The sequence below is a fragment of the Microbacterium sp. genome (genome assembly GCF_035277845.1).
Classification (GTDB): domain Bacteria; phylum Actinomycetota; class Actinomycetes; order Actinomycetales; family Microbacteriaceae; genus Microbacterium.
The window spans coordinates 1-11,278 of record NZ_DATEJS010000149.1 but is presented as its reverse complement, the minus strand read 5'-3'; the positions used below and the strand labels follow the sequence as shown (position 1 = coordinate 11,278).

Below are 11,278 nucleotides of genomic sequence, written 5' to 3'. Positions count from 1 at the left end.
CGGAGGGCACGGTGCCGGGCCGCCGTCGCGGCAGGGCCGCCGCCGGTCCCGCGGTGGACCGCGCCGCCGATGTCCCGGCGCTGCGGGTGGAGTCGATCACGGTGATCGTGCGGTCGCTCGTGATGGCGCGGACGTCCATCGCGGCGTCGTGGGCGATGGGCCGCAGATCCACGGGGACGACCTCGACCTCCTCGCGGCGCTCGTCGAGACGGGTCAGGGCGAGGAGGTCCTCCACCATCACGCCCATGCGGATGGCCTCCTTCTCGATGCGCTCCATCGCCTGCGCCGTGTCCTCGTCCGAGCGGATCGCGCCCATCCGGTGCAGCTCCGCATACCCGCGCACGGTGACCAGGGGCGTGCGCAGTTCATGGCTCGCGTCGCCGATGAACCGGCGCATCTGGCGCACCGTGGCATCCCGCTGCGTCAGGGCGGCATCCACGCGGCCGAGCATCGCGTTGATCGCGAGCTTGAGGCGGCCGACCTCGGTGTGCTGCGGCTCGATGTCGGTGAGACGCTGGCTGAAGTCGCCCGCCGCGATCGACATGGCGGTCGACTCGACCTGGGTGAGGCTGCGGAACGCGAGGGTCACGAGCCACCGGGTGCCGACGGCGCCGAGGATGATCGTCAGCATCGCCAGCACGCTGTAGATGCCGAGGTAGGTCGTGAGGATCCGATCGCCCGACGCCGTGGGCAGCGCGACCAATTGGGTGTACAGCGTCGCGTCGCCCGGAACCAGGAACGGCGACACGCTGGCCCGGAAGCCCGAGCCGGTGGTGCCGTCCAGGCTGAACGGGTCCGACCCGCGCTCGGTCGTCTGCTGCGGGCCGAAGGAGTCGGGGAACACCGGCGCATCCGGACCGCTCGACCCGGCGGTCGCGAGACGGTCGCCCTTGCCGTCGTACACCGCGACCGAGTAGTCGACCTGCGGCGTGGACTTCTTCGGGGTGAAGGTGGTCACGCCGTTGCGCGTCTGCGTGTCGAACATGGCGTTCCACACCTCGACGTTCGAGAGCTGCCGCACCTGCGAGTCCAGGCTCGAGTCGAGGGCGCTGCGCAGGAACACCATGGTGCCGAGGCCCGCGACGAACAGGCCGACGATGAGCACCGCGACGGTGACGCCCGTCACCTTGCCGCGGAGGCTGACGCCGCGCCACCAGCCGGTGACCGCGTCGGTGCTCTCGCTCAGGGCGCGCCTCCCGGTGCTACGCGGGCTTGTTCGAGGTCTTCAGCATGTAGCCGAAGCCGCGCTTGGTCTGGATGAGCGGCTCGGACGAGTGCGGGTCGATCTTGCGGCGGAGGTACGAGATGTAGCTCTCCACGATGCCGGCGTCGCCGTTGAAGTCGTACTCCCAGACGTGGTCGAGGATCTGCGCCTTCGACAGCACGCGGTTGGGGTTCAGCATCAGGTAGCGCAAAAGCTTGAACTCGGTGGGGCTGAGCTCGATCTGCGCCTCGTTGACGAACACGTCGTGGGTGTCCTGGTCCATCGTGATCTCACCCGCGCGGATGACCGACTCCTCGTCGGCCTGCATCGTGCGGCGCAGGATCGCCTGGATGCGGGCGACGATCTCGTCGAGGCTGAACGGCTTGGTGACGTAGTCGTCGCCGCCGGCGTTCAGGCCTGCGATCTTGTCCTCGGTCTCGTCCTTCGCGGTGAGGAACAGGATGGGCGCGGTGTAGCCGGCGCCGCGCAGGCGCTTGGTGACGCTGAAGCCGTTCATGTCGGGCAGCATCACGTCCAGGATGATGAGGTCGGGCTCTTCCTCGAGCACGGCCGAGATGGTCTGAGCGCCGTTCGCCACGGCACGCACCTGGTACCCGGCGAAGCGAAGACTCGTGATGAGGAGGTCGCGGATGTTCGGTTCATCGTCCACGACGAGAATGCGCGCAGCGGTCATGGCACCTAATATGCCAGTCCGCACCGTTCCGCGGGGTACGTCATCGGCGCGTCCAGGGACTGCATAGCGAGCCCAGAGGGTCGTGGGTCGCGCCTCAGGATGTCGCTGTCCGCTCCCCGCGGGCCGCCGCGCGCACCTCCACGCAGCAGCGGCCGGCATGCGGCGCGAGCGCCGGACGCCGCTCGTCCCCGGTCGCGGCGACCATGCCCTGGATGAGGCAGAGATTGGCCGAGCAGATGAGGTCGGTGTGCCGCTGCGCCAGCATGTGGAACGGGCAGTTCTCGAGGAGGATCCCGCCGGAGTCGTCCTCGCGCGGGTCGTACCCGCACGCCGTCAGTGCATCCTCCAGCGATCCGGAACCGGCGCCCAGCTGCGCGCCGGCCTCCCGGGCGACATCCTTCAGCGCGGCGCGCATGCTCGTCCCGGTGGTGTCCGCGCGTTCCGCGGCCTCGGCGAGCAGGTTGCCGGCGAGTTCGTAGTGGCGTTCGGGGACGCTCGCCATGAGTTCCGACGCGGCGACGGTGTAGACGCGGGCCGGGCGTCCGGCGCCGGGGCCGCTGCGTCCGGGCGGACGACGGTTCTCCGCGGCCAACGCGCCGGCGTCGACGAGGCGCTCGAGGTGGAACGCCGCGGTGCTGCGGGGGAGGCCGAGGTCGGTGGCGGCGGCATCGCGCGTCACCGGCTGCGCCGCGTCGGCGACGTAGTCGTAGAGGCGTCGACGCACCGGATCGTTCAGGGCGCCGACGGCATCCAGGTCGTTCCGGGGCCGCATGTGCCCAGCGTACCACTCTAAAAACAAAAAGGTTGACAAAATTTGGGACCGGCCGTACGGTCGGGCTAGAGGGGAGCCGCCATGAACTCAACAGCCGCCCTGCACGCCGTCGCCGACGATCCGATCGATCGCGCCCGGGCGATGGTGGCCGTCGCCGACCTGCTCACGGCGCTCGGCTACGACGCGACCGACGAGCACCTGATCGACACGCCGCGTCGCGTCGTCGACGCGCTCATCGACATGACGGCGTCCGAACCGTTCGTCATGACGACGTTCGCGAACGAAGAGGGGTACGACGAGCCGGTGGCGGTGCGCGGCATCCGCTTCACGTCGCTGTGCGAGCACCATCTGCTGCCCTTCCGCGGCGAGGTCGACGTCGCCTACGTGCCGGGATCGCGCCTGGTGGGGTTGTCCAAGCTCGCCCGCGTCGTGGAGCGGCACGCCCGGCGCCTGCAGGTGCAGGAGCGGATGACGGTGCAGATCGCCGACGAGCTCGAGGACGCGCTCGCTCCGCGCGGCGTCGCCGTCGTCGTGCGCGCCGAGCACCTGTGCATGTCGATCCGGGGGGTGCGCACCCCCGACGCCGAGACCCGCACCACGGCGTTCCGCGGTGTGTTCCAGAGCGACCCGGAGCTGCGCGGCGCGCTGCGGCCGGACGGACCCGGGAGGATGTCATGACCCATCACCTCATCGTCGGCGGAGGTCTCGCCGCCGCGAGCGCCGCCGAGACCCTGCGCACCGAGGGGTACGACGGCGAGATCACGGTCGTCACGGACGAGGCGCATCCGCCGTATCAGCGGCCACCGCTCTCGAAGGGGTACCTCGCCGGCCGGGAGGGCCTCGACGCCGTCATCCTGCATCCGGCTGAGTGGTACGTCGAGAACGGAATCGCGCTTCGCACCTCCACCTCCGTCACCGCGATCGATCCTTCGGCGCACCGCGTCGAGCTCGGCGCAGGCGAGAGCGTCGCGTACGACTCTCTGCTGCTCGCCACCGGATCCCGCCCACGGCAGCTGCCGCTCCCGGGAGCCGACCTGCAGGGGGTGTACACGCTGCGGCGCCTCGACGACTCCGACGCCCTCGCCGCCGAGCTGCGCGACGGAGGTCGCCGGCTGGTGCTGGTCGGCTCGGGCTGGATCGGCCTCGAGGTGGCCGCGACGGCGCGCGAGTTCGGCAACGAGGTCACGGTGCTCGAGCGGGACCCGGTGCCGCTCGCTCCCGCGCTCGGCGCGCGTTTGGGCGCCGAGTTCGCCCGCATGCACGAAGAGCACGGCGTCGAGCTGCGCATGTCCGTCGGGGTGGAGGGCCTGGTCGGCACCGGCCGCGTGTCCGGCGTCGTGGTGGACGGTGAGACGGTGCCGGCGGACCTGGTGCTCGTCGGTGTGGGAGCGGTGCCGAACACGGGGCTCGCCGAAAGCGCGGGACTGGAGGTGGACCGCGGCATCCTGACCGACGCGAGCCTGCGCACGAGCGCCCCGGACGTGTTCGCGGCCGGGGACGTCGCCAACGCGTGGCACCCCGTGATCGGACAGCGGCTGCGCAGCGAGCACTGGGCGAACGCGCTCAACGCCGGGCCGGTGGCCGCGCGCGCGATGCTCGGGCAGGATGCCGTGCACGACGGCATCCCGTACTTCTACACCGACCAGTACGACCTCGGGATGGAGCTGTCCGGCTACGCGCCGCTCATGGCCGACGCGGAGCTCGTGATCCGCGGCGACCTCGCCGGACGCGAGTACATCGCGTTCTGGGTGCGCGACGAGCGCGTGGTCGGCGGGATGAACGTGAACGTCTGGGACGTCAACGAGCAGATCCAGCAGCTCATCCGCTCGCGGGCGCGGGTGGATGCCGCGGCGCTGGCCGACGCGTCCGTCGCGCTGGATTCGCTGAGCGCGTGAGGGCGCTCCGCGCGGGCACGCGCACCCTCGACCTGAACCGCCGGATCGCCGTGATGGCGATCGTGAACCGCACGCCGGACTCCTTCTACGACCGCGGCGCGACCTACGCGCTCGATGCCGCGGTCGCCGCCGGGACGGCCGCGTTCGACGCCGGCGCCGACCTCGTCGACGTCGGCGGGGTGAAGTTCGCGCCGGGCCCGCCGGTGCCGGTCGAGGAGGAGTGCGCACGCGTCATCCCCGTCGTCGAGGCGCTCGCCCCGCACGGCCTGGTCAGCGTGGACACGTTCCATCCCGAGGTCGCAGTGGCCGCCATGGCGGCCGGAGCCGCCGTCATCAACGACACCACCGGGCTGCACGACCCGCGCATGGCGGACGTCGTCGCCGCGGGCAATGCCGCCCTCGTCATCGCGCACAGCCTCGCGGCGCCCCGCACGCAGCATCCGCTCCCGCACTACGACGACGTGGTCGCCGACGTGCTCGCGTTCCTGCGCGACCGGGTGGCGCTCGCCACGGCGCACGGCGTGCCCGAGGACCGCATCATCGTCGACCCCGGGCACGACCTGAACAAGAACACCCGGCAGACCCTCGAGCTCACCCGGCGGCTCGGCGAGTTCCAGGAGCTCGACCTGCCGCTGCTGGTGGCGCTCTCGAACAAGGACTTCATCGGCGAGACGCTCGACCGGGAGCGCGGCGATCGCCTGCCCGGGTCGCTCGCCGCCGCGGCGTGGTGCGTCGCGCACGGCGCACGCCTCGTGCGGGTGCACAACGTGCGCGAGACCGTCGACGCGATGCGCATGATCGAGGCGATCGAGGGCTGGCGGGAACCGGTGTACGAGCTGCACAACACACGCCCGGAGGGGAACGACTGATGCCCACGCGCACCGACCTGTTCGACGCGTACGCCCTGCCCGACCGCACCCGTCCCCGGGTGCGCGTCAACTTCGTCTCGAGCGCCGACGGCGCCGTGACGCTCGAGGGGCGAAGCGGTGCCCTGGGCGGTGAGACCGACCGTGCCGTCATGCAGGTGCTGCGCACGATGTCCGACGTCGTGCTGGTGGGGGCGGGCACGGTGCGCGCGGAGGGCTATGGCGGACTGCGCGTCGACGACCGGGACGCCGACTGGCGGCGCGATCGCGGCCTGCCGGACCAGCCGGTGCTCGCGATGGTGAGCGGGTCGCTCGGACTCGGGCCCGACGATGCCGTCTTCGCGCAGGCCGTGCGCCGGCCCGTGATCGTGACGACGGAGCGCGCGGCACGCGCGCGCGGCGCGGACTTCGCCGCGGTCGCCGATGTCATCGCGTGCGGGGAGGCATCCCTCGACCTCGCTGCGATGCGCGATGCGTTCGCCGGTCGCGGCTGGACCCAGGTGCTGTGCGAGGGCGGACCGCACCTGTTCGGAGCGCTGCTGGAGGCGGGGCTCGTCGACGAGGTGTGCGTGACGCTCGCCCCCCGGTTCGTCGGCGGCGACGCCGGTCGCATCGTGCGCGGGGCCGCGGAGGCCGATCGACCATTCGACCTCGCCGGCATCCTCACCGACGACGAGGGGTTCGTCTTCCTGCGCTACGCGCTGAGCTGATCGGCCGCGCCTCGCGGTTCCCGCGTGCGTCACGGGACGTTCACGAGACGGTCGCCCGCGGCTCTGGCCGCGGCGCGCGCGCTGTCCTAAACTGAACGAACCCTTAGTGCGCCTTAAGAGACGCATGCACGTGCCGGGCCGACGCTGCCCGCGAAACGAGGAGGATCCCTGTGCGCACACGCACGAACTCGATCACGCGTCTGAGCAGGGGAGCCGTCATCGCGGCCACCGCTGTGACGCTCGCCATGGCGGGAGCGGGGGCATCCGCCTCCGCCGCCCCGACCGGGTCGACCACCCCGAACGGCCCGACCATGGACATCCAGCTGCTGTCGTTCAACGACTTCCACGGCAACCTCGAGGCGCCGACCGGATCCAGCGGCCGGCTCGTCACCGGGCACACGCTGGCGCCCGGCGCCACCAAGCCCGCGGACACCACGCAGAACGTCGGCGGCGTGGCGTACCTCGCCACCCACCTCGCGAAGGCGCGGGAGGGGCACCCCTACACGCTCACCGTCGCCGCCGGCGATCTCATCGGTGCGTCGCCGCTGCTGTCCGGCGCATTCCACGACGAGCCGACGATCCTCGCGATGAACGCGCTCAAGCTGGATGTCTCGGCCGTCGGCAACCACGAGTTCGACGAGGGCTACCAGGAGCTGCAGCGCATGGCGAACGGCGGCTGCATCGACGACGGCGACGGGGCGAACAACCAGAACTCCTGCCCCGACGGCGCGTTCCCGGGCGCCCGGTTCGACTACCTCGCCGCGAACGTCGTGAACGAGAAGACCGGCCGCACGATCCTGCCGGCGTACGCGATCAAGAACATCAAGGGCGCGAAGATCGGCTTCATCGGCATGACGCTCAAGGACACCCCGTCCATCGTCACCGCCGCCGGGGTCGCCGGCCTGCGGTTCGAGGACGAGGTCGCCACGGCGAACGCGCTCGTCCCGGTGCTGAAGGCCCAGGGCGTCAACGCCATCGTGGTGCTGATCCACCAGGGCGGCGTGCCCGGTCAGCAGACCTGGTACGGACCGGACGACAAGCCGTACACGGTCAACCCGTCGTACGACGCCGCCTGTGCGAACGGCGCCCAGCTCGACCCGACGAGCCCGATCATCCCGATCGCCGCGCACCTCGACCCCGCCATCGACATGATCGTGTCGGGCCACACCCACCAGCCGTACGTCTGCGACATCAAGGACCCCGCCGGCAACGACCGGATGGTGACCTCGGCCTCCTCGTTCGGGCGTCTGTTCACGGACACCACGCTGACGTACGACAAGCGCACGCAGGACATCGTGCGCACATCCGTGAAGAGCGCCAACATGCTCGTCACCCGGGACGTCGCCGAGGATCCGGCCGAGACCGCCATCATCCAGCACTACAAGGAGCTGGTGAAGCCGATCGCGAGCAAGGTCATCGGCCACCTCGACGCCGATGTGACCCGCACCGCGAACACGGGCGGCGAGTCGGCGCTCGGCGACCTGATCGCCGACGCGCAGCTCGCCGATCCCAGCGTCGTCGGCTCGTTCGGCACACCGGTGATCGCGCTGATGAACCCGGGCGGCATCCGCACCGACCTGACGCGCTCCGCGTCGTCGTGGGGCGAGGCACCCGGAGACGTCACCTACGAGGAGGCGTTCAACGTGCAGCCGTTCAACAACTACCTGGTCTCGCTCGACCTCACCGGCGCGCAGCTCAAGGATCTGCTGCGCGAGCAGTGGAGCGGGGCGAACGCCGGCACCGGCAAGAAGGTGCTGCAGGTCAGCACGGGCTTCGCGTACACCTACTCGGGCACGACGCTCGGCGACGTCACCCTGAACGGAGCCCCGCTCGACGACGCCGCCACCTATCGCGTGGTGACGAACAACTTCCTGGCCGGCGGCGGGGACAACTTCCCGACCTTCGCGGACGGCAGGAACGTGTACTTCGGGGGGCTGGACATCGACGCGTTCGCCGCGTATCTGAGCGCCCACAGCCCGTACACGCCGGGCGTCCTCGACCGCATCACGCAGAACTGATCCCGTCCGGACGCGCACCGGCCCGCTCTCCGTCGAGGGCGGGCCGCTGCGCGTCGGACGTCACGCGGCGAGCTGCTCCGCGTCGATGATCGTGTACGCGTAGCCCTGCTCGGCGAGGAACCGCTGCCGGTTCTGGGCGAAGTCCTGGTCGACGGTGTCGCGTGCGATGAGCGTGTAGAAGCTCGCCGTGTGCGCGGACTGCTTGGGGCGCAGCAGGCGCCCGAGCCGCTGCGCCTCCTCCTGGCGGGATCCGAACGAGCCGGACACCTGGATCGCGACGGATGCCTCCGGCAGATCCACCGAGAAGTTCGCGACCTTCGAGACCACCAGCAGGCTGATCTCGCCGTTGCGGAACGCGCCGAACAGCCGCTCGCGCTCGTCGACGGGGGTGGCGCCGGTGATCTTCGGGGCGTTCAGCGCCTCGGCGAGCTCGTCGATCTGGTCGAGGTACTGGCCGATCACGAGGATGCGCTCGTCCGGATGCCGCTCGACGAGCCGTCGCACCACGTCGATCTTCGCGGGGGCGGTGGCGGCGAGCCGGTAGCGCTCGTCGTCGGCCGATGCCGCGTACTCCAGCCGGTCGCCGGCGGGCAGGTCGACGCGCACCTCGTAGCAGACGGCGGGCGAGATGAACCCCTGCGCCTCGATCTGCTTCCACGGCGCATCGAAGCGCTTGGGGCCGATCAGGCTGAACACGTCGCCCTCGCGGCCGTCCTCGCGCACCAGCGTCGCGGTGAGGCCGAGCCGGCGGCGCGCCTGCAGGTCGGCGGTGAGCTTGAAGACCGGGGCGGGAAGCAGATGCACCTCGTCGTAGACGATGAGGCCCCAATCGAGCGCGTCGAGCAGCGCCAGGTGCGCGTACTGGCCCTTCCGCCTGGCGGTGAGGATCTGATAGGTCGCGATCGTGACCGGCTTCACCTCCTTCACCTGCCCGGAGTATTCGCCGATCTCCTCGGGGGTGAGGCTCGTCCGCGCCAGCAGCTCATCGCGCCACTGGCGGGCGCTCACGGTGTTGGTGACGAGGATGAGGGTCGTCGTCTTGGTGGCGGCCATCGCGGCGGCGCCGACGAGGGTCTTCCCGGCACCGCAGGGCAGCACGACGACGCCCGAGCCGCCCTCGGAGAACGCCTCGACCGCGGTCGCCTGGTAGGGCCGCAGGTGCCAGCCGTCCTCGGCGAGGTCGATCTCGTGCGGCGTGCCGGGCGTGTAGCCGGCGAGGTCCTCCGCCGGCCAGCCGATCTTCAGCAGCTCCTGTTTGATGTGCCCGCGCGCCCACGCGTCGATGACGAACACGTCCGGCGACGGGTGGTCGATGAGCAGCGGTGCGATCCGCTTGTTCTTGGACACCTCGGTGAGCACGGCGGCATCCGTCGACCGCAGCACGAGCGCCGGAACCTCTCCGTCGCGCACGATCGCACGCTCGATCACGAGCCGGCCGTACCGCTCCACGGTCTCGCGGACGTCGATCGACACCGACGGCGGCACCGGGAAGCGGGACCACCGCTCGAGGATGTCCAGCATGTCGTCCGCGCGGTGGCCGGCCGCGCGGGCATTCCACAGCCCGAGGCGGGTGATGCGGTACGTGTGGATGTGCTCGGGGGCGCGCTCCAGCTCGGCGAACATCGCCAGCTCGTGCCGCGCGGACTCGGCGTCCGGGTGGGCCACCTCCAGCAGCACGGTGCGGTCGCTTTGCACGATGAGGGGTCCGTCGGCCATAACGGGCGATTTTACCCGGACCGGATGAGAGAGCACTGACCGCGCCGGGTCCGTGCCGGAGTCAGGCGGGGCGGACGCTCGCGATCGCCGCGAGCGGGACGGTGCGCTCGACATCCGCGGCGCGGTCGAGACCGCGGAATCGCCCACCGCCGAGTCCCTGCGCCTCGACGGCGAGCTCCCGCGTCGAACCGTCCGGCAGCAGCACGGTCAGCACCACGGCGGCGCGGAGGCGCACGGCCTGGTCGAGCTCGCGCTCGAGCCAGGCGGCATCCGAGTCGCCGCGTCCGGCCAGCAGCCGCTCGGCGAGGGGAAGCAGGTCGTCGGCGGGCGGATCGTCGTCGGGGGAGACGAGCGGCCGGCGCCGGTTCAGCGACTCGGGCGCCCCGTCGGCGTCGAGGGCGGTGACCCGGTAGCGGGCGTCGACGAGCGACCAATACACCGCGTCGCGGGACACGCGGGACAGCAGCGCGCCCCCGGGCGCCTCCGCCGCATGCAGACCGAGCGGGCGAAGCGCGCGGTCGACCAGCAGCATGTCGAGCAGGTGCGGATCGTCGCTGTCGACGCGGGCGCGGCCGGTGGGGGCGTCGGTGCCGACCCGCAGCATCCCGCGCCCGGACGTGACCTGATCGATCAGGTAGTCCAGGGGCTGCGGGATGCCGGTGAGCGACAGACCGCCGAGGAACGCGCGCAACGATTCGGCGGTCTCGCCGGCGGCGACGGCGGACGCGAGCGACTGCTCGCTGAAGCGGTACGTCGAGGCCTGCGCCCGTGACTCCCGCTCGGCCATCGTGCGCAGCCGCAGATCGAGCGCCGGTTGCATCGGGCCGGGGGCGATCGCGGACAGGTCGGCCTGCAGGTAGATTCCGTCGATCTCGGGGGTGAGGCGCTCGGCGAGGGCCGCTGCGTCCACCTCCCCACCGTGCCACAGCGCGTGTGACCAGGCGGGAGCGTCACCGGTCGCGGTCAGGATGCCCCAGCGGGCAGCGAGCCGGTACAGGTCGGATGCCCGCGCCCGTCCCGCCGGGTCGAGCGGGTGCGCACCGGCCCAGGCGTCCGGCGGCAGCACCTGACCGGATGCATCGCGGGGCAGCAGCGAGAGGATGCCGGCTGCGACGCCCGTCCATCGGGACACGGCATCCTTCAACAGCCAGGCGTCGCCGTCCGTCGTCAGCCGCCATTCCCGCTCGCGCAGCACCACGAGCCCCGCGGCGGCCGCCGCGGCGAGGAGATCGTCCAGATCGGTCGTCTCGGCGATGACGCCCTCGTCCACGAGGCGGCGGCGCTCGGCCGCGGTGACGGACTCGACGGCGGTGGTGGTCAGGGGGCGGATGCGGCTGGCGACCAGGATGTCGGCGAGCGACGCGACCGATGCGGCCGCGCGTTCGGCCGCCGTTCCCGTGCCG

10 protein-coding genes are annotated in these 11,278 nt (G+C 71.5%); 5 read left to right on the top strand and 5 right to left on the bottom strand.

Annotation, left to right across the window (positions count from 1 at the left end; all coding sequences use genetic code 11):
- From VJR25_RS06520 to VJR25_RS06510, 3 genes are all read right to left on the bottom strand, one after another.
- Positions 1-1,126, bottom strand: a 1,126-nt coding sequence (locus VJR25_RS06520) for a HAMP domain-containing sensor histidine kinase (protein ID WP_324113773.1), incomplete at its 3' end; no start/stop codon positions are given.
- 76 nt (positions 1,127-1,202) lie between these two features.
- A complete protein-coding gene (locus VJR25_RS06515; RefSeq protein ID WP_324113771.1) occupies positions 1,203-1,898 on the bottom strand; it encodes a response regulator transcription factor in 696 nt (231 codons plus the stop codon).
- A gap of 94 nt (positions 1,899-1,992) precedes the next feature.
- On the bottom strand, positions 1,993-2,670 hold the full coding sequence (locus VJR25_RS06510) for a helix-turn-helix transcriptional regulator (RefSeq protein WP_324113769.1): 678 nt from the start codon (positions 2,668-2,670) through the stop codon (positions 1,993-1,995).
- Positions 2,671-2,751: 81 nt separating this feature from the next.
- On the opposite strand from VJR25_RS06510, the gene folE reads away from it, so the two are divergent.
- The 5 genes from folE to VJR25_RS06485 all read left to right on the top strand — a co-directional run bounded on the left by folE (position 2,752) and on the right by VJR25_RS06485 (position 8,159).
- Positions 2,752-3,348: a GTP cyclohydrolase I FolE gene (gene folE, locus VJR25_RS06505; protein WP_324113767.1), complete on the top strand. Its 597-nt coding sequence runs from the start codon at positions 2,752-2,754 to the stop codon at positions 3,346-3,348.
- The gene (locus tag VJR25_RS06500) at positions 3,345-4,565 is read left to right on the top strand and encodes an NAD(P)/FAD-dependent oxidoreductase (RefSeq protein ID WP_324113765.1); all 1,221 of its coding nucleotides are present in this window, start codon (positions 3,345-3,347) and stop codon (positions 4,563-4,565) included. The genes folE and VJR25_RS06500 overlap by 4 nt, the downstream gene beginning before the upstream one ends.
- Positions 4,562-5,434, top strand: coding sequence for a dihydropteroate synthase (gene folP, locus VJR25_RS06495; protein WP_414683743.1), 873 nt, complete (start codon positions 4,562-4,564; stop codon positions 5,432-5,434). The genes VJR25_RS06500 and folP overlap by 4 nt, the downstream gene beginning before the upstream one ends.
- Entirely contained in the window at positions 5,434-6,141 is a 708-nt protein-coding gene (locus tag VJR25_RS06490) for a pyrimidine reductase family protein (protein ID WP_324113763.1), read from the top strand. The genes folP and VJR25_RS06490 overlap by 1 nt, the downstream gene beginning before the upstream one ends.
- Positions 6,142-6,311: 170 nt before the next feature.
- Positions 6,312-8,159: a bifunctional metallophosphatase/5'-nucleotidase gene (locus tag VJR25_RS06485; protein ID WP_324113761.1), complete on the top strand. Its 1,848-nt coding sequence runs from the start codon at positions 6,312-6,314 to the stop codon at positions 8,157-8,159.
- 60 nt (positions 8,160-8,219) lie between these two features.
- On the opposite strand, the gene VJR25_RS06480 is transcribed toward VJR25_RS06485, so the two are convergent.
- Together VJR25_RS06480 and VJR25_RS06475 are read right to left on the bottom strand one after the other, a co-directional pair.
- A complete protein-coding gene (locus VJR25_RS06480; RefSeq protein WP_324113759.1) occupies positions 8,220-9,875 on the bottom strand; it encodes a DNA repair helicase XPB in 1,656 nt (551 codons plus the stop codon).
- A gap of 61 nt (positions 9,876-9,936) precedes the next feature.
- Positions 9,937-11,278: helicase-associated domain-containing protein (locus tag VJR25_RS06475; protein ID WP_324113754.1), on the bottom strand; the 1,342-nt coding region annotated here is incomplete at its 5' end.

What these genes read in the sequence shown, in the direction of transcription:
- VJR25_RS06515 (WP_324113771.1), bottom strand. Translation starts at nt 1,898, where the DNA reads ATGACCGCTGCGCGCATTCTCGTCGTGGACGATGAACCGAACATCCGC.
- VJR25_RS06510 (WP_324113769.1), bottom strand. Translation starts at nt 2,670, where the DNA reads ATGCGGCCCCGGAACGACCTGGATGCCGTCGGCGCCCTGAACGATCCG.
- VJR25_RS06500 (WP_324113765.1), top strand. Translation starts at nt 3,345, where the DNA reads ATGACCCATCACCTCATCGTCGGCGGAGGTCTCGCCGCCGCGAGCGCC.
- VJR25_RS06480 (WP_324113759.1), bottom strand. Translation starts at nt 9,875, where the DNA reads ATGGCCGACGGACCCCTCATCGTGCAAAGCGACCGCACCGTGCTGCTG.
- folE (WP_324113767.1), top strand. Translation starts at nt 2,752, where the DNA reads ATGAACTCAACAGCCGCCCTGCACGCCGTCGCCGACGATCCGATCGAT.
- VJR25_RS06490 (WP_324113763.1), top strand. Translation starts at nt 5,434, where the DNA reads ATGCCCACGCGCACCGACCTGTTCGACGCGTACGCCCTGCCCGACCGC.